The sequence below is a fragment of the Synechococcus sp. N32 genome (assembly GCF_900473895.1).
Classification (GTDB): Bacteria; Cyanobacteriota; Cyanobacteriia; order PCC-6307; family Cyanobiaceae; genus Parasynechococcus.
The window spans coordinates 257474-283667 of record NZ_UCND01000015.1; the positions used below are offsets into that span (position 1 = coordinate 257474).

The window sequence follows — 26194 nt, forward strand, 5'->3', positions numbered from 1 at the left end:
GTGTTGATGTTCAGGTGGGGAAACAAGACGGTTGAATCGGAGCGGCGGGATTTGAACCCACGACCCCCACTACCCCAAAGTGGTGCGCTACCAAGCTGCGCCACGCCCCGTCAGATTTAAGTTATCACAGTGCATCCCGGCGTCTGAGTCGCCTGAGCAACCGAGTGGTGAGCTGGTCTCTCGTTGCGGATCCGTAGTGGTACAGCCGCAGTTCTGCGGCGGCCTGGCGAAGCTCAGCCAGGGTCATCGCCGCCAGACGAAGCTCGGGCAGGGTGCGCCAGGCTCTCGAGCGCATTGGGAGTGAGGCAGGGCCTTTCGCTTGGCCCAGATTCAGGGTTCCATCTGCCAGCCATTCGGGGATGAGCACCACCAGAACGGCGATCAAGCCGTAGAGCTCCACCAGCCCCCTCGGCAGGGGATGCAGTTGACGCTGCTCGGATGGATCAGGCCGTTCACTCACTGCAGAACGGAGGCGTCCTTCTTCACCCACGATCGCACCAACAGGAAGCGTGCCCGCGGGCTGGTGGTCAGATTGCCAAAGGTGTTGCTTTGGGTTGGGGGGTCTCCCGCCACAGCATCGGAGCTTGCTGCTCTCGGTTGTGGGAGACACTGCCGAGGATCAGGCCCAGTACCAAAATCAAGGTGAGGGCAATCGCCAGGATCACCTGCCGATCAGACCAGGGCTCGGGCATGACATGGGTCGGGACCGTCCTCATCTTGGCCGAGTCAGCCCAGGGCGATCGGGCTGTTGTCGGATCGAAGCACGCAGTGGCTGATGGACCAGTCGTACTTGTCCCAGACCTGCTTCGGGAGTTTGTAGTTCGATCCCTCGAAGTCACCAAGCAGCGTCTGGGTTGGCATGGCGGAGCAGTAGGGGCGGCTGCCGGGTTTGGCGAGGTACTGCTGGTGGTAGTCCTCAGCGAAATAGAAGGTCTGGTCCGCCAGGATTTCGGTGGTGATGGCCCCGTAGCCCTTGGCCGAGAGGGCGACTTGATAGGCATCCCGGCTGGCCAGGGCCAGTTGCAGATGCTCCGGATTGAACGTGTAGATGGCTGATCGGTATTGGCTGCCGGTGTCGTTGCCTTGCCTGTTGCCCTGGGTGGGGTCGTGGCACTCCCAGAACAGTTTCAGCAGGTCGCTGAAGTCGAGGGCGGGTCGGCTCCACACCACACGCACAACTTCCGTGTGTCCCGTTCTGCCGGAGCAGACCTGGTTGTAAGTGGGTTGCTCGGTCTGGCCGCCCGCATACCCCACAGCAGTGCTCACCACCCCAGGCAATCGCCAGAACCCTTTTTCAGCACCCCAGAAGCACCCACAGGCAAAGATTGCTTCCTCCTGGTCGGCCATCAGGGGTGCCTTCAGCGGCGTTCCCAACACGGCGTGCGTTGCCGGGGCCGAAGATTCGGCGCTGCCGCGGGGAGACAGCCAGGAAGGAAGCATGTTGGTTGCGTTGGTCCGCAGAGCTTAGGCAGCGGATTCAGCACAGTGATGCTGGCGCGTCGAGGGCCATCTGTGAACTTTCAGTGATGGCTCCCCAAGTGAGGGATACATAGGGAACGAATCAAAGCTTGTCTTGAAGAGTGGTTCTTCTTTGAACAATGTTCTGCAGAAAGGTGTTGATTGTTTGTCAGTGGTTTTCAGCCTGAATGGCGCTGTTGCTGATCTGTCCCGAGACGAGTCTGCGGGTCAGGCACGTTTGACTTTGGACACCATTGGGAATGTCATCAGGCGTGGAGGAGATTGTGCCGATGGCTGGGCCATGGCCAGAAAGAAGACGAATTGGATGGATCAATCAATTGCAAGCCATTGATTGATGGCTTGTTGATTACGAAAGCTGTTTCTCAGAAACAAAACCAGATGGTTCACACGGTTGAACCAGAAACCGCATCTGCGCCAGGACTGTCTGCCCTCAATCGCTGTGCAGGATGGAACGAGCTCCAGCTGATGGCCGACCAAGGGAAAGTTGTCTCGTCCTGCGGAACCATCGCGGGATAGCCGTTCCGGACGTGTTGACAGGCCCTCGTTTCTTGTTGCCGTTGATGCTCAGGACGCGTTGGCTTCCCCCTCAACTGGGTTGAGCTGGATGTGATTCAGCAGCGTTGTGACGAAGGCGAAGAGCAGAAACGGCAGGCTGAGCACCAAAATCAGCCCCACTCCCACCAGCGCAAACACCGGTCGCGACGAGCCCATCAGGGCAAGCCCCGCAGCCAGGCTCACAAAAATGACGGCCATCCAGGCCAGCACCTGTCCGTAGATATCGCCAAAGGTGAGCGTGCAGCGCACCGCGAAGGGGGATCCGCTGGTCATAGGCAAGGAGTTGCCTTCACAGCTAAGCCACAAACGTTGGTGTTGTCAGAAACCGCCCGGAGATTCTTCAGGAAGCCAACGCATCCAGTTGTTGCGACGCCTGCTGACGCTCCCAAAGCCGTTTGTACAAACCCGGCTGCTGAATCAAGGCATTGTGGTGGCCCTGTTGAACGATGCGTCCGTTCTCCATCACCAGGATGCGATCACAGGCTGCTGCGGCTGAAAGTTGATGGCTGATCATCACGATCGTCCGGTCGTCCTGAGCTCGGATCGAATCCAGAATCGCCGCGGCCGTGTTGTTGTCAACGCTGGCCAAGGCGTCGTCGAGGACCAACACCGGCGCCGACATCAGCAGAGCCCGGCCCAGAGCTGTGCGTTGACGCTGACCACCACTCAAGGTGATGCCGCGTTCGCCAACGATGGTTCCGAAACCATCGGGGAAGCCCTTCACGTCATCAGCCAGGCGGGCTTGCTCTGCCGCCAGTTCAACCCGCTGATCACTGGCGTCAGGGTCGCCATAGCGCAGGTTGTCCGCCAGGGTGCTGGTGAACAGAAAGCCCTCCTGGGGAACGATCGCCACGTCACGGCGCAACCTCTTCAGGGGCATCTGGGTGACATCCACACCATCCAGGAACAGCTGTCCCGGTTCCAGTGGAACCATCCGACCGAAGGCCCGAGCCAGGGTGGTCTTGCCGCAGCCCACGGCCCCGACAACAGCCACCAACTCTCCAGGCTCGATGCAGAAGCTCAGGCCATTGAGGGTGTTCTGCTCTGCGCCCTGGTACTGAACCGTCAGGCCGCGGGCTTCAAAACGCCCCCGGCGTTCGGTCGTTGGCCGGGGCTGAGCATCAGAGGGATCAGGGTCTTTGATCTTTGGTTCCCGTTTCAGTAGCTCCTCAACCCGCTCGAGGCTCACCTGGCCGGTCTGGAAGGTGTTGAGCGTGAATCCCAGCAGTGCCGTTGGGAAGACGAGCTGCTCCACATAAAGGATCAGAGCCACCAGTCCTCCAATGCTCAGACGACCGGCTTCGAGCTGACCGCTGCCGATGGCCAGCAGCAAAAGAACCGAGAGGGAGGAAATGCCCTGAAGCAGCGGGAACAGAGTGCTTTGTGTTCTCGCCAGCTGAATGGCACTGTCGCGGTAGCGGCGATTGCGCGTGGCAAAGGCCTGCTGTTCTGCTCCCTCCTGGCCGTAGATCTTGATGGCCCCGATTCCCGAGAGATCCTCCTGAATCAGGTTGCTGAGGGCGGAGAGTTCTTCCTGCTGCGCACGCTTCTGACGCATCATGCGCCCACCGAACAGGCGCACGGTGCTGAGCATCACGGGGTAAAGCCCGACGGCGGCCAGGGTCAGCCACGGATCGATGGCCAACATCGCAGGCAGCGTAAGCGCATAGGCCAGCAGCGTGTTGGTCAGACTGAGAATCGCGAATCCGAGCAGGCGCCGGATGTTTTCCACATCGCTGGTGGCGCGACTGATCACTTCACCGCTGCCTTTGCTCTGAATCCAATCAGGTTCCTGGCGGAGCATGTGCTCGAACAGGCGCTGACGCAGATCCACCTCCACTTGCCGGCCCACGCCGAAGATGAGTTGTCGCGAGGCCAGCCGGATCACCCCCATGGTGCTGGCGAGCAGCACAACCCATCCCGCCTGGCGCAGGACTCCGGCGTAACTGAATCCCTCCTGGAGCTCGTCCACAACGCTGCGCACTTCCATCGGGATCGTGACCCGCAGAACGTTGACCACCACTAGAGCGATGGCTCCCAGCAGCACCGTGCGGCGGTGGGGACGCAGATAGCGGCCGATCAGATCGAGACGAAGGGCGGCCATGCGAGCTCGTGGGTCCCGTTGGCAGGCCAACCTAGGCATCCGGCTTCAACGGCTGGTCGTTGACTGGTCGTTATCCGTTGATCTGGGGGATAGTGGGACTGTCCCCATCACCCGGCCCGGCGTGCCTCGCACCCCGGGTTTTTTACTGCCAGCCCCCCTCCATGTCTTCAGACCCGCGTTCCTGGTCCGGTTGCTTGGACCATCTGCTGCAGGGCAACAACCTCAGCTCCGATGAGGCCACTGCCCTCATGCGTGCCTGGCTGGCCGAAGAGCTCGAGCCCGTGCAGACCGGGGCGTTCCTGGCTGGACTGCGCGCCAAGGGGATGGTGGCCGATGAGCTGGCGGCCATGGCGGCTGTCCTGCTCGAGGCCTGCCCCCTTCCCTGCCCCCGGCCCGATCTGGCCATGGTCGACACCTGCGGCACCGGTGGTGATGGTGCCGACACCTTCAACATCTCCACGGCGGTCGCCTTTACCGCCGCCGCCTGCGGGGTCAATGTGGCCAAGCACGGCAACCGCAGCGCCAGCGGCAAAGTGGGTTCAGCCGACGTGCTCGAAGGGCTCGGCCTCAACCTCAAGGCAGCGTTGAACAAGGTGGTCGACGCTTTGCCGGGAACCGGTGTCACCTTCCTGTTCGCTCCCGCCTGGCATCCAGCTCTTGTGAATCTGGCGCCGCTGCGACGCAGCCTGGGGGTCCGCACGGTGTTCAACCTGTTGGGTCCTCTGGTCAATCCGCTGCAGCCCCAGGCCCAGGTTCTTGGTGTTGCGCGTCCGGAACTTCTCGACCCCATGGCGGGCGCTCTGCAGCACTTGGGCTTGAGCCGTGCCGTGGTGGTTCATGGCGCTGGAGGCCTCGATGAGGCCTCCTTGGCGGGGCCCAATGCCTTGCGTCTGATCGAACCCGGGGGCATCACCACAAAGGAGGTTTCCCCTGAAGATCTGGGCCTCACCCGTGCTGGTCTCGATCAGCTGCGCGGTGGTGACTGCGCGGTGAACCAGCAGATCCTTCAGAACGTTCTGCAGGGGCAGGGATCCCTGGCGCAGACGGAGGTTGTGGCCTTCAACACAGCCCTGGTGCTCTGGGCTGCCGGGTTGCAAAGCGATCTGCCGGCTGCTGTTGCTCAGGCTCTGGCTGTTCTCAATGAGGGCAAGGCCTGGGACAAGCTTGTGGCTCTGCGGGATGCCCTGTCCGACGGAGATGGAGAATGAGTGACTGATGACCTGCGGCGGCCCTTCGATGCCCGATTCCCCATCAGACAAGGCTTATCTCGTCCTTGCCGATGGCACGGTTCTCACCGGTGTCGGCTTCGGCCATCGCGGCACCACCATCGGTGAGGTGGTGTTCAACACCGGCATGACCGGTTACCAGGAGGTGCTGACAGACCCCTCCTATGCCGGGCAGCTGGTGAGCTTCACCTATCCCGAACTCGGCAACACCGGGGTGAATGCTGACGATCAAGAAGCTGATCGCCCCCATGCCCGTGGCGTGATTGCCCGCCAGCTGGCCCCAGTTCCAAGCAACTGGCGCTGTGAACAGTCCCTTGAGAGCTGGATGCAGACCCACCAGCTGGTGGGCATCAGCGGTTTGGACACCCGTGCCCTGGTGCGTCACCTGCGTGAGGTGGGGGCCATGAATGGCGTGATCAGCAGTGACGGCCAGACCCCGGCGCAGTTGCTTGAGCTCCTGAAGCAGGCCCCGTCGATGCAGGGGTTGAACCTGGCGGACCGCGTCACAACCCGTGAGCCCTATCAGTGGAATCAGGCCTGCAGTGTTGGCTTCGATCAGCGTTTGCAGCGCCGCAGCGACGCGCCCTTCCGCGTTGTCGCCATCGATTTCGGCATCAAGCGCGCCATCCTCGATCGATTGGTCGCCCATGGTTGTGATGTCACGGTTCTGCCGGCAGACACGGATCTGGAGACGGTTCGTTCCCATCGCCCGGACGGCGTCTTCCTGTCCAACGGGCCTGGCGACCCGGCAGCGGTGACCCGTGGTATCGCCCTGGCCAAGTTGTTGCTGGAGGAATCCGATCTACCCCTGTTCGGCATCTGCCTGGGCCATCAGATCCTTGGTCTGGCCCTGGGCGGAGAGACGTTCAAGCTGCCCTATGGCCACCGCGGCTTGAACCATCCCTGTGGCACCACAGGCCAGGTTGAAATCACCAGTCAGAACCACGGCTTTGCCCTCTCCGCTGATTCTCTGGATTCAGACGTCATCGACGTCACCCATTTCAATCTGAACGACCGCACCGTGGCAGCGATCGCCCACCGTCAGAAGCCGGTGTTCGGGGTGCAGTACCACCCAGAAGCGAGTCCGGGCCCCCATGACGCCGACAATCATTTCGCCCGCTTTGTGACGCTGATGGCCGATCGCCGTTGATGAGGTGGTAGCCAACGCTCACCATCACTACACTTCGTGCCGATGATGCCTGGGGGGATTGATCCCATCAGCGAACTGCAGCGACTGACCGTCTCTCTCCGGGGCGGATTCGAACAGAAAGACGGCTGTTTGGTGTTTCATTTCACCGGTCAGCTGGATGCGTACTCCGAGAAGCAGTTCATGGAGTACGTGGGTGATGTTTTGAAGGCCAACAAGCTTCCTTCTGTTCTCGATCTCAGCAAGATCGATTTCCTCGATTCATCCGGCCTTGGGGCTTTGGTTCAGCTGGCTAAGCAATGCACGGATGCCAAGCGCTCGTTTGTGCTGGTGGGGAACTCAAGGGTGACGCAAACGATCAAGTTGGTGCGTCTTGAGGAGTTCCTTCATCTGGTGGAGGATCTGCCCACAGCCCTCAACCAGTTGGCCGCTTGAGCGATTGGATTCGAAGCCAGTCTCCCCGGGACACCAACGAACAGCTGGGACCATTGCAACTGGCTTGGATTGGTGATGCCGTGTGGGAGCTGCATCAACGGCTACGCCATGGGTCGAGGCCAGGACGTTCTGACGACCTGCATCGCGCTGTCGTGGCTGATGTTCGTGCTGACGCCCAGTCCCGCTTGTTGAGCTGGCTGGAAGAACGCGAGCTCCTCTGTTCAGAAGAACTCGATCTGGTGCGGCGGGGTCGCAACAGTGCCGGGCGGGGGTCACGGCGCGCAGACGCTGCGGTTTATGGAAGGGCCACAGGGTTTGAGACAATGGTGGGCTGGCTGTTTCTGAACAATCCAGCCCGGCTTGCGGAGCTCTTCGATCACTTGGAGCAAGCCGGATCCAACCCATAACGTTGCCTCGCACACCATGAGCCCTCGCTTTGAACGCCGCTCCAGCGGCCCATCCCGCGATGGCCGTTCGGGGCCTGGTGGCAGTGGACGACCGGCAGGGGGGCGCTCGTCGATGGGCCGTTCCGGCAATGGCCGCCCCATGCCTGGCAACCGCCGTTCCGACGGCGGTCGTTCCCCCTATGCCAAACCTGGGCGTGATGGCGGCGGTTATCGCGAACGACGCGCTCCACGGGATGGAGAGTGGGACCAGTCGCGAGGTGGCGATCGACCCGGCAATCGGTTTGGTGAGCGCTCTGGTGATCGACCCGGTTATCGGTTAAAGAAGCGGTCTGAGGAGCGTTTCGGTGATCGCGCCGCTGATCGATCCGGTGATCGAACTGGAGAACGTTTCGGTGATCGCCCGAAAGAGCGTTTCGGCAACCGCTCCCGTTCCTTCGACCGAGATCAGAACGCGCCCCGCTCGGGCTATCAAAACGAACGCTCAGGGCCTGGACGTTTTCGCGATCGCAACGATCGGTTCGGCGACCGCCGTCGCTCCGGGGATGAACGGCGCCAACCGTCCCAGCGCCCCAGATCCCGCTTCGACGAGGCTCGTCCTCAGCGGCCGGATGCAGCCCCGGAGGCTGCAGCGGCCACCCCGCCAGCGGACGATCTGATCTGGGGGCGTCATGCCACCCAGGCTGCGTTGGAGGCCGGACGCCCGATCCATCGCATCTGGTGCACTGCCGAGATGCGCAGTGCCTCCAAATTCCTCCAGCTCCTGCGCGATGCCAAGGCCTCGGGCGTTCTCGTGGAAGAGGTGACCTGGGCCCGGTTGGGACAGATCACAGGTGGGTCCGTTCACCAGGGCATCGCCCTGCAGACGGCGGCAGCGGAAACCCTTGATCTCGACAGCCTCATCGAGGGCTGCTCGGATCTGGGGGAATCCCCCCTGTTGGTGGCCCTGGACGGTGTCACCGACCCCCACAACCTCGGGGCGGTTGTTCGCTCCGCTGAAGCCATGGGAGCCCATGGCGTGGTGATCCCCCAGCGCCGCAGTGCTGGCTTGACCGGTTCCGCCGCCAAGGTGGCCGCCGGAGCCCTGGAACACCTGCCGGTGGCACGCGTGGTCAACCTCAATCGCTCCCTGGAAAAGCTCAAAGACGCCGGCTACAGGGTGGTGGGCCTTGCCGCTGAAGGGGATGTGACCCTCACCGATGTCGACCTCAGTGGGCCGATGGTGCTGGTCACCGGATCCGAGGACCAGGGCCTGTCGCTGATGACCCGGCGCCATTGCGACCAGTTGGTTCGCATCCCGCTGCGGGGCATCACACCGAGCCTGAATGCCTCCGTCGCCACAGCCCTGTGCGTCTATGAAGTGGCACGGCGCAACTGGATGAAGGACATTCACGGCCAGGCACCGTCGCCGCCGATTCGCAGGCCCAAGCTTGCCGATGCTGAATCGCCTGTTGTGGCTGAACAACCTGTTTCGTCTGAACAGCCCGCTTCGCCCGAACAGCTTGCTTCGCCTGAACAGCTTGCTTCGCCTGAACAGCCTGAAGCTCCTGTGGAGAAGGCCCCTGAACAGCGGATTGACCTGGATCTGAACCCATCGCAGCCGGATGCTGCCCTGCCGTTCGATCAGAACATCCAGCTATCTCCCTGAAAACAGCGCGGTTGACCAAGATCTCGGGGCACAATGCCCCGAGGTCTTGTTCCTCCCATGAGTCCCCTGATTCGGCCGCTGCGCAGCCTTGCCAATGGCTTTGGAGTCGCTTGGTGGTCTCGCGTTCAGACGTCAGGCCCTGATGTGACCTACTGGTTCGGACCTTTCATCACCCGCAAGGGGCTGGAGAGCGAGCTCAGTGCCTTCCTGGACGACGTCAAGTCGGAGCAACCCCAGTCGATCAGCCATTCCCTGCTGCGGACCCGGCGCTCCGAGCCCCTCACCATCTCAGCTGAGGGCTGATCCTGCGGCTGATAGCGTCCTTGCTGCAATGGATCGCAGGGACATGACGATCAGCGCGTGGCGTCAGCAACTGCAGAGCGGCGAGGTTTCCTCCCGCGAGCTCGTTGATCAGCACCTCAAGCGGCTCGAAAGTTCTGAGCCTTCGCTGAACGCCTTTGTTGAAGTCACGGCCGATCAGGCCCGTGCTGAGGCGTCCCGCATCGATGAAGCCCGGGCCGCTGGCGAGACGCTCGGCCCCCTGGCGGGATTGCCGCTGGCCATCAAGGACAACCTCTGCACCAAAGGTGTTCGCACCACCTGTTCCAGCCGCATGCTCGAGCAGTTCGTGCCGCCCTATGAATCCACGGTCACCGAGCGGCTCTGGCAGGCCGGTGGTGTGTTGGTGGGCAAGACAAATCTGGATGAGTTCGCCATGGGTGGCTCAACCGAAACGTCCGCATTTGGGGCCACACAGAACCCCTGGAACACCGCCCATGTGCCGGGTGGAAGCTCCGGTGGCAGTGCAGCGGCCGTCGCCGCCGGCAGTTGCGTCGCTTCGCTTGGTTCCGACACCGGTGGCTCCATCCGCCAACCGGCGTCGTTCTGTGGTGTGGTGGGCCTCAAGCCCACCTACGGCCGCGTCAGCCGTTGGGGCCTGGTGGCCTTCGCCAGCTCTCTGGATCAGGTGGGTCCCTTCGCCGGCAGCGTTGTTGATGTGGCCGAACTGCTCCAGGTGATTGCCGGACCCGACCCCCGCGATTCCACTTGCCTTGATGCAGCGGTTCCCGATTTCAGCGCCGGCCTCAACCAGTCCATCAAGGGGCTCAAGGTGGGGGTGATCAAGGAGTGCTTCGATGCCGAAGGCCTCGATCCCGAGGTGAAGGTATCGGTGCAGGCCTCTGCTGCCCAGCTGGAGGCTCTCGGCGCTGAACTGGTGGAGGTGAGCTGCCCCCGGTTCAACGACGGCATCGCCACCTACTACGTGATCGCACCATCTGAGGCGTCGGCCAACCTGGCGCGGTACGACGGTGTCAAATATGGCTTCCGTGCCGAAGACGCCGAGAGCCTTGCCGCGATGACGGCGCGAAGCCGTGCTGAAGGATTTGGCGCTGAGGTGCAACGGCGAATCCTGATCGGCACCTACGCCCTGTCCGCCGGATATGTCGATGCCTACTACAAAAAGGCGCAGCAGGTGCGCACCCTGATCCGGCGGGATTTTGATGCGGCCTTCCAGAGTGTTGATGTGCTGCTGACGCCAACAGCGCCGTCCACGGCCTTCAAGGCTGGCGCCCACGCCGACGACCCGCTGGCGATGTATCTGGCTGACCTGCTGACGATTCCGGTCAACCTTGCTGGACTTCCGGCCATCAGTGTTCCCTGTGGATTCAGCGCGGCGGGTCTGCCGATCGGGATGCAGCTGATCGGCAATGTGTTGGATGAACCGCGTCTGCTTCAGGTGGCGCATCAGTACGAGCAGGCCGCTCAGGTGTTTGCGTCACGCCCGGAAGCTGCACTGGTTCCCTGATCTGCGCCACATATGGGGGGTTGTGTTCCCCCTGAACGCTGGATCTTGCGTCGGGTCCTAGTCTGACCCTATGGCTTTCGTTCCTCTCCACAACCACAGCGACTACAGCCTTCTGGACGGTGCGTCGCAGTTGCCGGCCATGGTGGAGCGGGCGAAGCAGCTGGGCATGCCTGCCATCGCCCTGACGGATCACGGCGTGATGTACGGCGCGATTGAACTGCTGAAGCTCTGTCAGGGTTCAGATCTCAAGCCGATCATCGGCAATGAGATGTATGTGATCAATGGGTCCATTGACGACCCGCAACCCAAGAAGGAGAAGCGATATCACCTGGTGGTGCTGGCGAAAAACGCCACGGGTTACCGCAATCTCGTGAAGCTCACCAGCATCAGCCACCTGCGGGGGATGCGGGGACGCGGGATTTTCTCCCGTGCCTGCATCGACAAGGAACTGCTGAAGCAACACAGCGAAGGCCTGATCATCGCCACGGCCTGCCTCGGCGGTGAGATCGCCCAGGCGATTCTGCGGGGTCGCCCCGATGTGGCTCGCAAGGTGGCGGCTTGGTATCAGGAGGTTTTCGGCGACGACTACTACCTCGAGATCCAGGATCACGGATCCCCGGAAGATCGGATCGTCAACGTTGAGATCGTCAAAATTGCCAAGGAGCTCGGCATTCAGATCGTTGCCACCAACGATGCCCACTACCTGAGCAAGCAGGACGTTGAAGCCCACGATGCCTTGCTTTGCGTGCTCACCGGCAAGCTGATTACCGATGAGAAGCGGCTGCGTTACACCGGCACCGAATACATCAAAACCGAAGAGGAGATGGGCCTTCTCTTCGGGGATCACCTCGAGCCTGAGGTGGTTCAGGAGGCGATCGCCAACACCGTCAAGGTGGCCGAGAAGGTGGAGCCTTACGACATTCTTGGGCGCTATCAAATGCCCCGCTTCCCGATTCCCGAGGGCCATACCCCCGTCAGCTACCTGAGGGAAGTGACCGAGCAGGGATTGCGGGATCGGCTCGAGCTCAGCCCTGATGCTGCCTTGCCCAACGACTATGCCGAGCGCATGGCCCATGAGCTCAAGATCATGGAGCAGATGGGATTTCCCACTTACTTCCTGGTGGTCTGGGATTACATCCGTTTTGCCCGGGAACAGAACATTCCCGTCGGTCCGGGTCGTGGCTCCGCCGCAGGGTCGCTCGTCGCGTACTGCCTGGGGATCACCAACATCGATCCGATCACCAACTGCCTGCTGTTCGAGCGCTTCCTCAATCCGGAACGCAAGTCGATGCCTGATATCGACACCGACTTCTGCATCGAGCGTCGTGGTGAGGTGATCGACTATGTCACCGAACGCTACGGCGAGGACAAGGTGGCGCAGATCATCACCTTCAACCGGATGACGTCCAAGGCGGTTTTGAAGGATGTGGCCCGGGTGCTCGACATTCCCTACGGGGATGCTGACCGTCTGGCGAAGCTGATCCCGGTGGTTCGCGGCAAGCCCGCCAAGCTCAAGGCGATGATCGGCGAGGAATCACCCAACCCCGAGTTCCGCGAGAAGTACGAGGCGGATCCAACGGTGAAGCGTTGGGTGGACATGGCAATGCGGATTGAAGGCACCAACAAAACCTTTGGTGTTCACGCAGCTGGTGTGGTTATCGCTGCTGATCCCCTCGACGAACTGGTGCCGTTGCAGCGCAACAACGATGGTCAGGTGATCACCCAGTACTTCATGGAAGACGTCGAATCCATGGGTCTGTTGAAGATGGATTTCCTGGGGTTGAAGAACCTCACGATGATCGAAAAGACCCTCGAACTGGTGGAGGTGAGCAGTGGCACCCGTGTCGATCCTGACAAACTGCCGCCCCAGGATGAAGAGACCTTTGCCCTTCTGGCGAGAGGTGATCTCGAGGGGATCTTCCAGTTGGAATCCAGCGGAATGCGGCAGATCGTGCGTGATCTCAAGCCGTCATCCCTGGAAGACATCTCCTCGATCCTTGCCCTCTACAGACCGGGGCCTCTCGATGCTGGCCTGATTCCCAAATTCATCAACCGCAAGCACGGCCGGGAGGCGATCGACTTCGCCCACGCGATTCTTGAGCCGATCCTGTCCGAGACGTACGGGATCATGGTGTACCAGGAACAGATCATGCGGATCGCGCAGGATCTGGCCGGTTACTCCCTGGGGCAGGCCGATCTGCTCCGGCGGGCGATGGGCAAGAAAAAAGTGTCCGAGATGCAGAAGCACCGCGGCATCTTCGTTCAGGGTGCTGGAGAGCGCGGCGTTGATGAAAAGGTCGCCGACGAACTGTTCGACCAGATGGTTCTCTTCGCTGAATACTGCTTCAACAAGAGCCATTCCACGGCCTATGGCGCCGTCACATATCAGACGGCCTACCTGAAAGCGCATTACCCGGTCGCTTACATGGCGGCCCTGCTCACGGTGAATGCCGGAGCCGCCGACAAAGTGCAGCGCTACATCTCCAATTGCAATGCGATGGGGATTGAGGTGATGCCCCCGGATGTGAATGCCTCGCTCACCGATTTCACCCCCAACGGCGATCGGATCCTGTTCGGCCTTTCCGCCGTTCGCAACCTTGGTGATGGTGCGATCCGTCAATTGATCGCTGCCCGCGATAGCGATGGGCCTTTCCGTTCCCTGGCGGATCTGTGTGACCGGATCCCGTCCTCGGTGCTCAACCGCCGTGGTCTGGAGTCGTTGATTCACTGCGGTGCCCTGGATGCCATGGATCCGCAGGCCAACCGTGCTCAGTTGATGGCAGATCTTGATCTGCTGCTCGACTGGGCCTCCTCGCGGGCCAAAGACCGAGACAGCGGCCAGGGCAACCTCTTTGATCTGATGGCTCCTGCGGCCGATGCCGATGGGCCGGCGGATCTCAGCCATGCACCCAAGGCGGCGCCGGTGCCGGACTATCCCCCAACCGAAAAGCTTCGTCTTGAAAAAGATCTGGTGGGCTTCTACCTCTCCGATCACCCACTTAAACAGCTAACCCCCTCGTCGAAGTTGCTGGCCCCCATCGGTCTGGGTTCCTTGGAGGAACAGCCCGACAAAGCCAAGGTGAGTGCCATTGCGATGGTGGCTGAAATGCGCCAGGTCACCACCCGTAAGGGCGATCGCATGGCGATCCTGCAGCTTGAGGATCTCACCGGAAGTTGCGAAGCGGTGGTGTTTCCCAAGAGTTACGCGCGCCTCGCAGATCACCTGATGGCTGAAGCCCGCCTCTTGGTGTGGGCTGGGGTTGATCGCCGTGACGAGCGCGTGCAGCTGATCATTGACGACTGCCGCGCCGTCGATGAGCTCAATCTGCTGCTGGTTCAGCTCCCCTCCGATCAGGCCAGCGACATTGCCATTCAGCACAAGCTGCGGGAATGCCTGAACCAACATCGCCCTGAGCGGGATGAGCTGGGAGTGAAGGTGCCTGTGGTCGCCGAGGTGTGCCACGGCGACAGCGTTCGCTATGTGCGACTCGGTTCCCAGTTCTGCGTCAAAGACGTTGATGCAGCGATCGCGTCACTGCGCACCCAGTCCTTTGAAGCCCGGTGCAGCGACCGTCTGGTGCTCACCTGATCAGGAAGGCCTGATCCACAGAATTGGATCAGGACTTCGATTGCTGTTGCTGCTGCTTCTGGGCCCGGATCGACTCCTTCATCCGCTGAATGTTCGGCTTGAAGTTCTCGAAGCCAAGCAGAGAACCCGGTTCGGGATCCCAGCTGGCGGTCAACACGCCAACGCTGAGGCCCACCAGACCCAGGAGGAAAAACAGGCCGGAGCCCGTCAGCGTGAGCCCTGGAGCGATATCGGCGATGCCACGGGTGACGACGAAATAACTGCCAACAAAAACTCCCATCCCGGCGAGGGACGGGAGTCCTGTGAACACAGCAACCCGGCGAGCCATGCGATCGGCCACGTAGCGAGGAATGGCTTCCTGCCGAGGCGTCCCTGAAGCAGGCTTGCTTCCCTTCCCAGACCCTTTGGGCTCAAAGGGGAGGGCGTTGCGTTGCTCAGGCATGGGGGACGTCGATCAGCCGCGGATGCCCAGTTTGGCGATCGTGTCGGCGTAGCGTTGCTCGCTCTTGCTGCGCATGTAGCTCAGCAGGCGCTTGCGGCGGCCAATCATCTTGAGCAGCCCCTGCCGTGAGGAGAAGTCATGGATGTTGTTCTGCAGGTGGCTGCTGAGACGGTTGATCCGCTCACTCAGCATGGCCACCTGGACCTCGGCAGAACCGGTGTCGGTGCCGTGGGTCTGGTGGGTGTTGATCAGCTGCTGCTTCTCGGTGGTATCAAGCGACATGCGCGGGGGGCGGCCCTGTCAGTGCAAACAACCAGCTTACCTTCGCGTGGGGCGGCTCAGGCAGATTCGCGGCTCAGCCATTGCAGGCAGCCCCGCAGCCAGGCGTCCTGGTCGTCTCCAGCAGGCGGTTGGCCATCGGCGCCCTCAGCGATCGCACGGATGGCTCGACGGATTTCCAGATCGTCGTAGCCCAGCATCGAGAGGGTCGCTTCTACGTCGGCACCGCTTGCTGGCATCTGCTCCGAGCTGACGCCTTCCGCCAGCGATGGGGCGGGATCCACGCCTGCGAAGGCCGCAATCGAGGCCCTGAGTTCCACCGCCAAACGCTCAGCGGTGCGTTTGCCGATGCCCTGCGCCTTGCAGAGGCGACGCAGATCACCGCTGCTGATCGCTTCCACCAACTCCTGGGGTTTGCATTCCTGCATCAGCGCCAGACCGGCCTGGGGGCCCACACCGCTGACGCTGATCAGCAGCCGGAACAGATCCCGCTCCTGGCGCAGGGGAAAGCCGTAGAGGCTGCTGCCGTCCTCCCGCTGCACCTGATGAATCCACAGGTTCAGGTCGCCATCCGCCGGAAGGTTCTGCTGATGTCGCTCGGTCAGGTGCACCTCATATCCGACCCCACCGCAGAGCAGCAGAACGCCGCTACGGTTGCCTTGAGTCCAGCACTCCATCGGTCGTCCTTGCAGCCAGCCGATCATGGGGAGAGGTTTCAACCGCGTCATGTTGCCGCAGCTGTCATTGCCTGTCTCTGCTTTCAAGCGCGTTGTGCGCCGTTTGCTTCAGGTGCTGTGCGTTCTATCGATCGTGGTTTCACTGACGGCATGCAACGGATCTCAGCCGCCACGGGCTCTCCTGAATGAAGCGCTGGCCCTGCAGATTCAGCTCACCCAGTCGGCCATTGCCAGCTCCCTCGATCTCACCCCGATGCCCATCGCCCCAAGCGTGAGTCGGGTGCGGGTGGAGGACCAGGAAAGTTTTGCCCTTGGTGACGAGCAGGGCCTCAGGATTTCAGGCCGCTTCGACTGGCAGCTCCCCGGCGACCGTGTGCAGGTGGATAGCCGGTTTGAACTGTTTCTGCAGCGGGGCTCCCGTGGTCAGAGCTGGCGCCTGGCCAGACCCAAAGGCGGATCCGACGACCGCCAGGCCTGGCTGACGTACCCCCTGGGTTTGGACAAAGCCTGAGCTCTAACGTCGCGCCGACAGGCTGATCAGGGTGGCGGCCAGCACCAGCATCCCGCCGCCCACTTGCCAGGCACTGATCGTTTCTGCGAACCACAGCCAGCCCCAGCCTGCGGCAAAGACCACCTGCACGTAGTTGATCGATGTGGCTCGGGCGGCGGGCAGGCAGCGCAGGCCCTCGGTCACCCAGATCTGGCCCAGCTGGGTCATCACCCCGACCCCCAGGAGCCAGAACCATTCGATGCCTTGGGGCCAGACCCCTTGCTGCAGAACCCAGGGCAGGGTCAGGGGAACCGAGATCATCGGGAAATAGAGGATGATCACCAAGGGGTGCTCGGTTTGCGACAGCCGCCGCACACTCACGTAGGCCAGGGCGGTCATCAGAGCGCCACCAATGCCGATCAGGGCAGGGATCAGTTGCGCAGGTTGGGCTGTTCCCGTAAGCCACTGCGGTTGCACCACGAGGGTGACGCCGATCCAGCCCAGCAGAACCGCTGCACTGATGCGTCGGCGCAGGGGCTCGCCCAGCAGCAACAGCGCTGCCACGGCGGTGAAGGTGGGGTAGGTGTACTGGAGCACAGTCGCTGAAGCGAGCGGCAGCTGGTCAATCGCTTCGAAGAAGCAGAGCAGGGCCAAGCTGCCCAGCACCCCCCGGGCCACCAGCAGCCCCCGTCGCTGGCCCCACGGGGAGACCCCGGCCAGGTGCAGGCCTACAGCGGTCAGAACGATGCTGATCAGGGCCCGGCACAGCACGATTTCTGCCACCGGAAGCCGACTGTTCAGTTGCTTGACGCAGACCGTCATCAGGCTGAAGGCCAGGGAGCTCAGAATCAGGGCTCGGCTGCCCCGCACCGAGTCCCGGTTCCACCAGGGCTGTGGGGTCTGCGGTTCGGCCATGGCTGTTCTGATGACGGGGTGCACGGAACCCTGCGACTTCGCAGAATGGACCGATGGTGAACGCCCGCCTGCACCCAAGAACGATTGAGGCCGTCAAGGAACGGGCCGACATCGTTGATGTGGTGGGCGAGCACGTGGTGCTCAAGAAGAAGGGACGGGAATTCGTCGGGATCTGTCCGTTCCATGACGACAGCAAACCGTCGATGACGGTGTCGCCCGCCAAGCAGTTCTACTACTGCTTCTCCTGTGGTGCTGGCGGCAACTCCATCAAGTTCCTGATGGAGTTCCAGCGCCAGAGTTTCAGCGATGTGGTGCTGGATCTGGCGCGGCGTTATCAGCTGCCGATCGAGACGGTGGATGGTCCGCAGCAGGAACGGCTGCGGCAACAGTTGTCCCGCAGGGACAAACTGCAGCGGGCCCTGGCCCTGGCTGCCGGTTGGTTTCGCAGCCAGTTGATGGCGCCTGCTGGCGCAGAGGCCCTCAAGTACCTCAGTGAGGCCAGAGGGTTGAGTCCCGCCACCCAGGAGACCTTTCAACTCGGCTATGCGCCGGATCAGTGGGATGGCCTGCTGAAGCATCTTCAGCAAGTTGAGGGGCTGGCGCCCGAGCTTCTCGAGGCTGCTGGGCTGGTGGTTCCCCGCAAGGGAGGCAACGGGTTCTATGACCGCTTCCGCCATCGGGTCATGGTGCCGATCCATGACCGTCAGGGCCGGGTGATCGGTTTCGGGGGACGCAGCCTTGATGGCAGTGAACCGAAATACCTCAACTCCCCCGAGACCGAAGTGTTCGAGAAGGGGAAGCATCTGTTCGGTCTCGACAAGGCCTCCAATGCCATCCGCAAGGACGACAGGGCGGTGGTGGTGGAGGGCTATTTCGATGTGATTGCCCTGCATGCCGCTGGCATCACCAACGCTGTGGCCTCCCTCGGCACGGCCCTGAGCAGTCAGCAGATCACCCAGTTGTGCCGCGTCAGCGACAGCAAGCGGATCGTTCTGAATTTCGACGCCGACGGCGCCGGTGTCCGTGCAGCCAATCGAGCCATCGGTGAGGTGGAGCAGCTGGCGATGCAGGGCCAGCTGGAGCTGCGGGTTCTGCACCTCCCTTCAGGCAAGGACCCCGATGAGTTCCTCAAACAGAACGGGGCCGGCGATTACCGCGCTCTGCTCGATCAGGCCCCCCTCTGGCTGGATTGGCAGATCGAGCAGGTGCTGGAGCAGCGCGATCTCAGCCGGGCCGACCAGTTCCAACAGGCGGTTACGGCCCTGGTGGGGCTGCTGGGCAAACTGCCCCAGTCCGCCGTGCGCACCCACTACCTCCAACGGGTGGCGGAGCGCCTCAGTGGTGGCCAGGGACGCCTGGCGCTTCAGCTCGAGGACGACCTGCGGCAGCAGGTGAAGGGCCAGCGTTGGCATGGGCGCTCCAGCCGTCACGAGCAGCCCGGTGAATCCGGACAGCGGGAGCGTTGTGAGGCCGATCTGCTGCGGCTGTATCTGCATTGCCCCCGGCATCGGGCCACGATTCGCCAGGAACTGCGCAAACGCGAACTGGAGGATTTCGCCATTCCCCATCACCGCCATCTCTGGGCGGCCATTACGGATCTCGAGGAGACCAACCTGGGTGAGGGGCGCATGGAGTCGATCAGCCGTTGCGACGACGACGGCGAGGGTCTGGATCTCATCGATCTGCCCCGCTTGCTCACCGATCAGCTTCTGCTGGAGAGCAGTGCGCTGTTGTCCCGCTTGACGCCCCTTTTGGAGCCAGGTGAATTGCAGCGTGTTGCCCTGGCGGAGCCCCTGGAGCAGCTGCGGGGCATTGCTGCTCTGCTGGAGCGTCAGAAAAGCTTGAAGCGCTGCCGGCACCTGTTGGAGGCCTGGGGCGGCCAGCGTCTGCAAACCCTGGAATCCTGCATCGCTGTTCTGATTGATCAGGAGGCTTCGTCAGATCAGGCCTCCGTGGACATGGAGGTACGGATTCAGGCCCTCTTCGATGACCTCAACCGTGATGCGCTGCGCTACCAGGAGCTGTATTACACCGAGCGAAAACACATCGGCCATCTGGATCAGCAACGTTGCGCCAGCTACACCGTTCCCCCGGCCGCCTGAGCCATGGGCCGGTGGTCTGGGCAAACTGCATCAGGATCTGTTCCTCGAGTTGAAGATGTCTGAATTCTTCGAAGCGATCTGGCACGGTGAGGGCGTCGGCGACGGCGGTGATCTGGAGGAAGCGCTGCAGGCCTACGTCGTGGTGAAGCCGGAGGAGGGGGATTGGGTCGAGGCTTGCGCCGCCGAGGGGGCCGACCCTGTGATCGAGCGCTTCGCCTCGTTTGACGCCTACCTCGACAATGCTGATCCGCTTGAGCGCATTGCCGTCACCCCGCAGATGATCAGCGAAGCCCTTGCGTTGTTGCCGTCCTGATGACTGATTCGCAGCTGGATTTCGCCGTGCTCGATCCGGTCAACCACCTCTGGCCGGCCTTCGTGGAGCGTCTGGGTTCCGAGAAGGCTCAGCGGGCTGTTCGTCAGGCGCTGGATCTGCAGGGCATGCGAGGGCACCAGGGCACCCTGCCGGTGCTGTTCACTGAAACCGGAGGACTGGCGTTGGCCAGCACCGATCTGGTGCGGGAGCAGACGGGTCTCAACGCCCACGGCGAGCGGATGGTCTTGCTGCTCAGCACCCGTGAGCAGGTCATCCAGCTGCTGCAGGAGGTTTGAGGCCTGGCTCAACGCTGTGGGTCAGGCCTTCACCACCGGTAGATCCTGCAGACGGGTGGTGGCGGCGCGGCTGAGTTGCTCACGCCGCATCAACCAACTGGGCTGCAGTCCGCAACCGGCCCATTGCAGGGTTCCACGCCCGTAACGCCGATTGATCCGGTCGATGGTCTGCATCAGGCACTCCCGTTTCTGCTGCTGCTGCTCACTCATCGGCACCATCAGATGGGTCTGCAGGATGTCGTGGCTCTGCAGGTGCTGCATCAGCACGCCGGCCTTGGCCAGTGGACGGTGGGGGCGAAAGATCCGTGCCACCAAGGGGCGTGCCGCTTCCAGCAGCACGGCTGTGTCATTGCTCGGCAGGTCCAGCTGCGTGCTGGCGGCTTGGCTGTAAAACCCAGGAGCGAACGGGCTGGTGCGGGTGAAGATGGTGAGGGCTGCTGCCCGTTGCCGTTGCCTGCGTAATTTCTCGGCGGCGCGCACCACATAGGTGGTGATGGCCTGGTGCAGCTCCTCCTGGCTGGTGATGGGTCGGCTGAAACTGCGACTCACGCAGGTTTCCTGCTTCGGTGCTGGTGCCAGCTCCAGCGGCAGGCAGGCATGGCCCCGCAGCTCCCGTTGCAGCCGCAGACCCACCACGCCGCATTTGGCGCGCAGTTCACCGCTCGGCATGTCCCGGAGGTGTCGTGCGTTGCTGACGCCCCGCAGGCGACACCAATGGGCCAGTTGTCGACCGATTCCCCAGACATCCTCAATCGCAATGGTTTCCAGCCAGCGATCAGGGTTGTCGCACTGGCCGAGGTCGAACATCCCGGCATGGTCTGGGGTCTGTTTGGCCAGGCGATTGGCCAGCTTGGCCTGAGCCTTGCTGGCCCCTAAGCCGATGGCGATCGGTAGGCCGAGGTTCTGCCGTGCCCGTGCTCGCAGCTGGCGGGCCCAACCCTGCAGGTCGCCATCGCGGGGACGACGAATTCTCCCGAAGGCCTCGTCAATCGAATACACCTCCAGCTCTTCACAGTGGGCCTCCAGCAGGCTCATCATCCGCTGGCTCATGTCGGCATAAAGGGCGTAGTTCGAACTGCGCACCACCACGTTGTGCCGTTCCAGCTCCCGGCGCGCCTTGAAGTACGGCGTCCCCATGCGGATGCCGAGGGCACGGGCTTCGGCACTGCGCGCAACGATGCAGCCGTCGTTGTTGGACAGCACCACCACGGGGTGACCGATCAGAGCCGGATCCAGGCTCTGTTCGCAGGAGGCATAGAAGTTGTTTCCATCGATCAGGGCCGTGGCCTGAGGCATGGCGATGTCGCTTCAGAGCGGATGGATCACGTGGATGGCGACGCCCCAGATCTGCACTTCGCCGCAGCGGTGAAGCTCCAGTGGCGGATAGTCCGGATGGGCGGCTTCCAGGCGCAACCGGCCGCGATGATGCATCAGGCGTTTGAGGGTGAAGGCACCGTCGAGCACAGCTACAACCACCTGGCCCGGGCGCGGGTCGAGGCTGCGATCGACCACCAGAAGATCGCCGTCGTGGATGCCGGCGTCGGTCATCGATTCGCCGCTCACATGCAGGAAAAAGGTGCTGGTGGGATGCCGGATCAGCTGTTCATTGAGGTCGATCCCCACGTCGACGTAGTCATCGGCGGGGGACGGGAAGCCAGCGGCGACCCGTTCCCCGGCCAGGGGCAGCGTGAGCCGACTGCGCTTGGGCTGCAGGGGAAGCGGTCTGTGTTGGAGCTCCACGGCAGCAGCGACAACTGACTAAATAGTACGCATGTACTGCTCGCTGTGGGGAGGATCCGGTGAGGATGGTGGCCTTCGACATCTGGTGTTGGCTGACTCCCCTTACCTCGTGGCCATGGCGCTGATCGATCAGCAGGGCCGGCGCGCCCTGCCCCTGGGGGGACGGTCTCAGAAAGAGGTGACTCCGCAGGGTGAGGCCCCGGAGGCGTTGGGCCATGCACTGGTGCTGGAGCTGTTGCTACGGGTGTGGCAGCGCAGTGATCAGGGTGTGCTGCAACGTGCGGCTGGAGCCGACAGCCTGCTGCTGGTGGAGCTGCCGATGGAACGGCTGCCGGAGGACGTGCCCAGGCTCAAGGCGGACTGGTTGAACACGGGGGATACGGCCGCGTTCAAAGCGGCATTGCAGGCTTTCTCCCCGCGGGCCTGGACGGTTTCGATCGAAAAATTCAAGCCGGTGGCTCTGCAGCCGTTGTGGTGAGGGGCGCTTGCTCCCAGATGTTCACGGCCACGGAATAGCGATCGCCTTCGAACGGGTTGATCCGGTGCAGGATGCCGGGGGAGAACAGCACCAGACGGTTGACCACCGGCGGGATCGAGATCGCCGAGCGGAATGTGGGTAACGGCCCCTGGTATCCGTTTTCGATCGGAGGGCTGTCGGCCACCAGCAGTTCGCCGCCAGCGCAGCTCACGTGGGGGTAGAACACGGTGGACAGCAACGGAAGCAGAAAACGGCCGCTGCGTCGACCTTCCAGCTCGTCCTTGTCGATGTGCCAGTCGAGATCGTTGTTGGTGTTGCACCACCACTCGACTCCGGCCCGCTGGGGGGCGAACGCGGTGGCCAGGGGAAGAAGGGCGTCGTCGAGGTAGCGGTCGACGACGGCTTGCTGCGCAGGGGCATGGATGGTGCGGGGAGCACCGCTCTCGGGTCGCCAGCTGAATTGAGCATCACCGTCGTGTTCCTCCTTGAGTCGCCCGTGGATGTCACAGAGGTCGCGTAGGTCCTGAAGGGCGCTGGCGGGCAGAAGGTTGTCGATGATGTGAAGCACGGTCAGGTCTCCTCGGCGGCTTGGGCCTGCAGGCGCATGAGGTAATGAAACGCGTCGCTGTCGGTGTCGCGGGCAATTTTCTTGAGCCCGAAGCTTTCACCCTGTTTGAGCGCGCGTTTGATGTCGCGAACAGTTATCAATTTTTTTTTGGGTGCTGTAATCAGAGGAGGAAGAAAATCCTGTTCATCTCCTGTAATCATTCTGAGTATTGTAGGAATTGTGACCTCTGTCAGGGGCCATTGAGTCTTGGTGGTTGATTCGAAGTAGTTGTTGTCGAAAGCGGAAAGGTAGGTGTTGCTGAATTTTTCAAAAATGTTCCAAGGGATCAAGCTGCCACAAACGCGACCTCTGCTTAAGTTGTTGAAGTTTCCTTCGAAATACCGATCTGTAAATGTCTTGATTCTAGGGTCGGAGAGTGAATGTTTGATCCATTTCCATTTGGTACGAGTTTTGAATTTTTTTTCGCCACAGTGAACCATTCTAGTGAGAATTGATGTTTTGATCTTGGTTGAGAAGAGCAGGTCGGCGTCGGTGTGAATGAGGACGGCATCATGCTCTGAAGGGTCTATTAGTGCGCTCTTGATGAGTTCTGATAAGGCATCAGCAGTGCAGTAACGCCAAGTGGCTCGTCTGTGTTGGGTGAAGACGATGCTGTGACCCTCCCGTTCGGCGTAGGCGGTGAGGTCGGATTGCAGCTCTGGGTAACTCTCCAGAGATATATGGAAGTAATGTCGCAATTCAAAGGGTGCAAGAAACACCCTGTAGTTCTCCAGTTGGCGGGCGATGTGATCAATCGACTGGCCATGGATCGGTGAGAGCAGAGCCAGACGCATGGTGGAGGGAGAAAGATCGGCGACCATCGCCGAACCCTAGGCACGGTGATATGGGCTGCCTTGAACAATCGCCTGGGCTCGGAACAGTTGTTCCACGAGCATCAGCCGCGCCAGTTCGTGGGGGAAGGTCATCGGTGAAAGGCTCAGGCGCCATTTGGCCTGTGCCTTGAGCTCAGCCGTCAGACCGTCGGCCCCACCGATCACAAAGGCCAGCCGTTGGTTGCCGAATTGCTCGAGACGTCGCGCGAAGGGAACCGACGCCAAGGTGTCGCCCTGTTCCATCAGTGCGATCAGGGTTTCGTCGGGTCGCAGGGCCGCTCTGATGGCATCGGCTTCCTTGTCTGGATTGCTGTCGCGCAGTTCGCTGATGGTCAACCCAGGCAGGCGTTTGAGGTAGAGGTCAATGCCGTCCTGAATCCAGCCACGACGCACTTTGCCCACCGCAAGAATCCGGCAACGGGCCGGGTTCAAACGTCGTCTCCCTCATCCTCGAGCAGCAGCTGCCCGAAAGCCACGTAGAGGCTTTCCTCCTCGCTGCCCGGGTTCACCCTAGGCCGTTTCGGCTGGGTGTTTTTTCCCGGTCCGGGCTGGTTGCGCGCTGGTGCGGCAAGGGCTGGGGTGGTGTCGTTGTTGTTAAACGGCGATGGTTGAGCCGATGGTTTGCGTTGGGCCTCCAACTGTTTGAGGCGCTCCATCAGGTGCTCAGGAACGGTGCCGTCCTGGCTGGCCTTCATCAGTTCCCGGAAGAGCTCCTCGGGGTTCTTCTCCGTTTCAACGCGATGGCGCACCTGGCTGGCTTTGGGAGCTGACGCAGGCTTCTCCGGTTCCGGCAGGCGTGCAGGGAGTTGACGCCCCAACTCACGCAGGCGCTCGAGGCTGCGGGGATCAAAGCTCATGGTTCAGGCGCAACCGAGACTTTCACGGGTGCTGCGGCCCGTGACGGAATTCGTTCCGTCGGCAACGGCGCAGAGGCTTTTGAGTTGGTCCCCGCGCATGGGAACGTCGGTGAAGTCGGCCCCCGTGATCAACACATCGCTGAAGCGGGTGTTGAAGGCAAAAGCCCCCTCCAGCACGGCATCCTCAAGGTTGGTGCCTGTCATCACAGCGGCGTCCAGGGTGGCTTCGCGCAGGTCGGTGCTGCTGAGGTCGGCATCCTGCAGCTTGGCGCCGTAGAGGCTGGCTCCCCGCAGATCAGACCCGGACAGGTTGGCTTCGCGCAGGTTGCTGAGGTTGAAGGTGGCCCCCCGCAGGTCCTTGTTGGAGTAGTCGGCCCCAATCAACACCTGTTTGGCCACATCAATCGCGGCGTGGGCCGGAGCCGCCATCAGCCACTGGCATGTGAACACCACCAGAGAGATCAGTACGGCCGTGAAGCGTCTGCCCATGATCGGAACCATCACCGCCGAACCCTAGAACCGTTCCAGGGGGGAATGGTTTGAACCAAGACGTGAGGGTTCAAGCCGGTGGGGTTTCAATGCAGCGGTGGCTGGGCGGAGCAGCAGGCCTTGCAGCAGCTGGAAGCGCAGGGATGGCGGTTGCTGGACCGCAACTGGCACTGCCGCTGGGGCGAGCTCGATCTGGTGCTGGAGCGGCAGCAGCAGCTGCTGGTGGTGGAGGTGAAGGGCCGTCGCACGGGGCATCGGGACTGCCATGGCCTTGATGCCTTTCATTCCGCCAAACGGCGCCGCATGGCTCGCGCGATCAGTTGCTGGAGAGCTGTGCATCCGGCATCTGCTGAGCAGCTGCTCCGGGTCAAGCTGGCCCTTGTTCCCTTGATGACGTCCCGCCGAACGATTCGCTGGATTGATATGGAGCGGCTGTGCTGATGCACAGTTGACCCATGGGTTTCTCCGGACATCACGCCCGCAAGCGCTTTGGTCAGCACTGGTTGCGGGACGAATCCGTGCTGCAACGAATCATCGAGGCTGCTGACCTGCAGTCCACCGATCGGGTGCTGGAGGTGGGGCCCGGTCGCGGGGCATTAACCGAGCGTCTACTGGCCGCGGGTCTGAAGGCGGTGCATGCGATTGAGCTCGACCGCGATCTGGTGGATGGTCTTCAGGAACGTTTTGAGGCTCAGCCTGGGTTCAGCCTCCATCAGGGCGATGTTCTTGAAGCCCCACTGGAATTGAGTGATGGCCGCATCGCCGACAAGGTGGTGGCCAACATTCCGTACAACATCACTGGCCCACTGCTGGAGCGGTTGGTGGGCCGACTGGACCGGCCGGTGGATCCGCCCTACCAACGGCTTGTGTTGCTGGTGCAGAAGGAAGTCGCGGAGCGGATTCGTGCCCGACCCGGCCACAGCAGTTTCAGCGCCCTGAGTGTGCGCATGCAGCTGCTGGCCCGGTGCCGTTCGGTGTGTCCGGTGCCGCCGCGCTGTTTCCAGCCGCCGCCAAAGGTGCAATCGGAAGTGATCTGCCTGGAGCCCTTGCCGGCCTCGGAGCGGGTGGAGCCGGCTATGGCCGCCCGGGTGGAATCGCTGTTGAAGCAGGCGTTTCTGGCCCGGCGCAAGATGTTGCGCAACACCCTGGCGGGTGTGGCTGAGCCAGACCGCTTGAAGGAGCTGGCGGCCTCCGCGGGTTTCAGCCTGCAGCAACGCCCCCAGGAACTCGCGCCCGCCACCTGGGTCGCCCTGGCCAGGGGTTTGAATCGGGGCGACTGAAC

The 26194-nt window shown here is 62.1% G+C and carries 31 protein-coding genes and 1 tRNA gene; 15 read left to right on the forward strand and 17 right to left on the reverse strand.

Annotation, left to right across the window (positions count from 1 at the left end; all coding sequences use genetic code 11):
• Positions 1–36: 36 nt before the first annotated feature.
• The 6 genes from DXY35_RS09885 to DXY35_RS09910 form a co-directional block, all read right to left on the reverse strand.
• Positions 37–110: transfer RNA gene (locus DXY35_RS09885), tRNA-Pro, on the reverse strand.
• A 14-nt stretch (positions 111–124) separates the two neighbouring features.
• Positions 125–460, reverse strand: coding sequence for a hypothetical protein (locus DXY35_RS09890; RefSeq protein ID WP_115082475.1), 336 nt, complete (start codon positions 458–460; stop codon positions 125–127).
• A gap of 67 nt (positions 461–527) precedes the next feature.
• Positions 528–692, reverse strand: coding sequence for a hypothetical protein (locus tag DXY35_RS12825; protein ID WP_170950595.1), 165 nt, complete (start codon positions 690–692; stop codon positions 528–530).
• A 34-nt stretch (positions 693–726) separates the two neighbouring features.
• On the reverse strand, positions 727–1440 hold the full coding sequence (msrA, locus tag DXY35_RS09895; RefSeq protein ID WP_115082152.1) for a peptide-methionine (S)-S-oxide reductase MsrA: 714 nt from the start codon (positions 1438–1440) through the stop codon (positions 727–729).
• 603 nt (positions 1441–2043) lie between these two features.
• A complete protein-coding gene (locus DXY35_RS09905) occupies positions 2044–2307 on the reverse strand; it encodes a hypothetical protein (protein WP_011364125.1) in 264 nt (87 codons plus the stop codon).
• 67 nt (positions 2308–2374) lie between these two features.
• Positions 2375–4138, reverse strand: coding sequence for an ABC transporter ATP-binding protein (locus tag DXY35_RS09910; RefSeq protein WP_115082154.1), 1764 nt, complete (start codon positions 4136–4138; stop codon positions 2375–2377).
• Between the two features lie 161 nt (positions 4139–4299).
• Between DXY35_RS09910 and trpD the strand changes: the two genes are divergently transcribed.
• The 8 genes from trpD (at position 4300) to DXY35_RS09950 (ending at position 14394) form a co-directional block, all read left to right on the forward strand.
• Entirely contained in the window at positions 4300–5346 is a 1047-nt protein-coding gene (gene trpD / locus DXY35_RS09915; RefSeq protein WP_115082155.1) for an anthranilate phosphoribosyltransferase, read from the forward strand.
• 7 nt (positions 5347–5353) lie between these two features.
• A complete protein-coding gene (gene carA, locus DXY35_RS09920) occupies positions 5354–6514 on the forward strand; it encodes a glutamine-hydrolyzing carbamoyl-phosphate synthase small subunit (RefSeq protein ID WP_170950596.1) in 1161 nt (386 codons plus the stop codon).
• A 42-nt stretch (positions 6515–6556) separates the two neighbouring features.
• The gene (locus DXY35_RS09925; protein WP_115082156.1) at positions 6557–6946 is read left to right on the forward strand and encodes an STAS domain-containing protein; all 390 of its coding nucleotides are present in this window, start codon (positions 6557–6559) and stop codon (positions 6944–6946) included.
• Positions 6943–7353 (forward strand): Mini-ribonuclease 3, encoded by a 411-nt coding sequence (locus DXY35_RS09930; protein ID WP_115082157.1) that lies wholly within the window; start codon positions 6943–6945, stop codon positions 7351–7353. The genes DXY35_RS09925 and DXY35_RS09930 overlap by 4 nt, the downstream gene beginning before the upstream one ends.
• 16 nt (positions 7354–7369) lie before the next feature.
• A complete protein-coding gene (rlmB, locus tag DXY35_RS09935) occupies positions 7370–8998 on the forward strand; it encodes a 23S rRNA (guanosine(2251)-2'-O)-methyltransferase RlmB (RefSeq protein ID WP_115082158.1) in 1629 nt (542 codons plus the stop codon).
• A gap of 57 nt (positions 8999–9055) precedes the next feature.
• Positions 9056–9301 (forward strand): DUF1816 domain-containing protein, encoded by a 246-nt coding sequence (locus tag DXY35_RS09940; protein WP_115082477.1) that lies wholly within the window; start codon positions 9056–9058, stop codon positions 9299–9301.
• A 28-nt stretch (positions 9302–9329) separates the two neighbouring features.
• Positions 9330–10805 carry an Asp-tRNA(Asn)/Glu-tRNA(Gln) amidotransferase subunit GatA gene (gene gatA / locus DXY35_RS09945; RefSeq protein ID WP_115082159.1) on the forward strand — a complete coding sequence of 492 codons (1476 nt, stop codon included), beginning with the start codon at positions 9330–9332 and terminating at the stop codon, positions 10803–10805.
• Between the two features lie 70 nt (positions 10806–10875).
• Positions 10876–14394 carry a DNA polymerase III subunit alpha gene (locus DXY35_RS09950; RefSeq protein WP_115082160.1) on the forward strand — a complete coding sequence of 1173 codons (3519 nt, stop codon included), beginning with the start codon at positions 10876–10878 and terminating at the stop codon, positions 14392–14394.
• A gap of 28 nt (positions 14395–14422) precedes the next feature.
• On the opposite strand, the gene DXY35_RS09955 is transcribed toward DXY35_RS09950, so the two are convergent.
• The 3 genes from DXY35_RS09955 to ruvA are packed head-to-tail and all read right to left on the reverse strand — an operon-like array spanning position 14423 to position 15819.
• A complete protein-coding gene (locus DXY35_RS09955) occupies positions 14423–14836 on the reverse strand; it encodes a PAM68 family protein (protein ID WP_115082161.1) in 414 nt (137 codons plus the stop codon).
• Positions 14837–14848: 12 nt separating this feature from the next.
• Positions 14849–15118: a 30S ribosomal protein S15 gene (rpsO, locus tag DXY35_RS09960; RefSeq protein ID WP_006851408.1), complete on the reverse strand. Its 270-nt coding sequence runs from the start codon at positions 15116–15118 to the stop codon at positions 14849–14851.
• A gap of 56 nt (positions 15119–15174) precedes the next feature.
• A complete protein-coding gene (gene ruvA / locus DXY35_RS09965) occupies positions 15175–15819 on the reverse strand; it encodes a Holliday junction branch migration protein RuvA (protein WP_025362328.1) in 645 nt (214 codons plus the stop codon).
• A 22-nt stretch (positions 15820–15841) separates the two neighbouring features.
• On the opposite strand from ruvA, the gene DXY35_RS09970 reads away from it, so the two are divergent.
• On the forward strand, positions 15842–16303 hold the full coding sequence (locus tag DXY35_RS09970) for a hypothetical protein (RefSeq protein ID WP_170950597.1): 462 nt from the start codon (positions 15842–15844) through the stop codon (positions 16301–16303).
• A gap of 3 nt (positions 16304–16306) precedes the next feature.
• Here the strand turns inward: DXY35_RS09970 and DXY35_RS09975 are convergent, their stop codons facing one another.
• Positions 16307–17197, reverse strand: a complete 891-nt coding sequence (locus DXY35_RS09975) for a DMT family transporter (protein ID WP_115082163.1) — start codon at positions 17195–17197, stop codon at positions 16307–16309.
• A gap of 53 nt (positions 17198–17250) precedes the next feature.
• Between DXY35_RS09975 and dnaG the strand changes: the two genes are divergently transcribed.
• Genes dnaG through DXY35_RS09990 form a run of 3 tightly spaced genes read left to right on the forward strand, consistent with a single transcriptional unit; the run spans position 17251 to position 19908 of the window.
• A complete protein-coding gene (dnaG, locus tag DXY35_RS09980; protein WP_115082164.1) occupies positions 17251–19299 on the forward strand; it encodes a DNA primase in 2049 nt (682 codons plus the stop codon).
• Positions 19300–19354: 55 nt separating this feature from the next.
• Positions 19355–19612 (forward strand): hypothetical protein, encoded by a 258-nt coding sequence (locus tag DXY35_RS09985; protein ID WP_115082165.1) that lies wholly within the window; start codon positions 19355–19357, stop codon positions 19610–19612.
• Complete coding sequence (locus tag DXY35_RS09990) at positions 19612–19908, forward strand: hypothetical protein (protein ID WP_115082166.1); 297 nt, start codon at positions 19612–19614, stop codon at positions 19906–19908. The genes DXY35_RS09985 and DXY35_RS09990 overlap by 1 nt, the downstream gene beginning before the upstream one ends.
• Positions 19909–19929: 21 nt before the next feature.
• Here DXY35_RS09990 and DXY35_RS09995 read toward each other — a convergent pair whose 3' ends face one another.
• Both DXY35_RS09995 and DXY35_RS10000 read right to left on the reverse strand, forming a co-directional pair.
• A complete protein-coding gene (locus tag DXY35_RS09995) occupies positions 19930–21204 on the reverse strand; it encodes a Y-family DNA polymerase (RefSeq protein ID WP_115082167.1) in 1275 nt (424 codons plus the stop codon).
• Positions 21205–21216: 12 nt separating this feature from the next.
• Positions 21217–21648, reverse strand: coding sequence for a LexA family transcriptional regulator (locus DXY35_RS10000; RefSeq protein WP_011364155.1), 432 nt, complete (start codon positions 21646–21648; stop codon positions 21217–21219).
• Between the two features lie 88 nt (positions 21649–21736).
• On the opposite strand from DXY35_RS10000, the gene DXY35_RS10005 reads away from it, so the two are divergent.
• Positions 21737–22126: a hypothetical protein gene (locus tag DXY35_RS10005; RefSeq protein WP_244273093.1), complete on the forward strand. Its 390-nt coding sequence runs from the start codon at positions 21737–21739 to the stop codon at positions 22124–22126.
• Here the strand turns inward: DXY35_RS10005 and DXY35_RS10010 are convergent.
• The 5 genes from DXY35_RS10010 to DXY35_RS10030 are packed head-to-tail and all read right to left on the reverse strand — an operon-like array spanning position 22095 to position 24912.
• Positions 22095–22694 carry a 2OG-Fe(II) oxygenase gene (locus DXY35_RS10010; RefSeq protein WP_115082169.1) on the reverse strand — a complete coding sequence of 200 codons (600 nt, stop codon included), beginning with the start codon at positions 22692–22694 and terminating at the stop codon, positions 22095–22097. The two genes, DXY35_RS10005 and DXY35_RS10010, sit on opposite strands and share 32 nt — an antisense overlap.
• A gap of 2 nt (positions 22695–22696) precedes the next feature.
• The gene (locus tag DXY35_RS10015; protein WP_115082170.1) at positions 22697–23554 is read right to left on the reverse strand and encodes a hypothetical protein; all 858 of its coding nucleotides are present in this window, start codon (positions 23552–23554) and stop codon (positions 22697–22699) included.
• A gap of 9 nt (positions 23555–23563) precedes the next feature.
• The gene (locus tag DXY35_RS10020; RefSeq protein ID WP_115082171.1) at positions 23564–23998 is read right to left on the reverse strand and encodes a 23S rRNA (pseudouridine(1915)-N(3))-methyltransferase RlmH; all 435 of its coding nucleotides are present in this window, start codon (positions 23996–23998) and stop codon (positions 23564–23566) included.
• Positions 23995–24423 (reverse strand): hypothetical protein, encoded by a 429-nt coding sequence (locus DXY35_RS10025; RefSeq protein WP_115082172.1) that lies wholly within the window; start codon positions 24421–24423, stop codon positions 23995–23997. The genes DXY35_RS10020 and DXY35_RS10025 overlap by 4 nt, the downstream gene beginning before the upstream one ends.
• A 3-nt stretch (positions 24424–24426) precedes the next feature.
• A complete protein-coding gene (locus DXY35_RS10030; protein ID WP_115082478.1) occupies positions 24427–24912 on the reverse strand; it encodes a pentapeptide repeat-containing protein in 486 nt (161 codons plus the stop codon).
• Between the two features lie 78 nt (positions 24913–24990).
• On the opposite strand from DXY35_RS10030, the gene DXY35_RS10035 reads away from it, so the two are divergent.
• Together DXY35_RS10035 and rsmA are read left to right on the forward strand one after the other, a co-directional pair.
• Complete coding sequence (locus DXY35_RS10035) at positions 24991–25353, forward strand: YraN family protein (protein WP_115082173.1); 363 nt, start codon at positions 24991–24993, stop codon at positions 25351–25353.
• Between the two features lie 14 nt (positions 25354–25367).
• On the forward strand, positions 25368–26192 hold the full coding sequence (rsmA, locus tag DXY35_RS10040) for a 16S rRNA (adenine(1518)-N(6)/adenine(1519)-N(6))-dimethyltransferase RsmA (RefSeq protein WP_115082174.1): 825 nt from the start codon (positions 25368–25370) through the stop codon (positions 26190–26192).
• Positions 26193–26194: the final 2 nt, after the last annotated feature.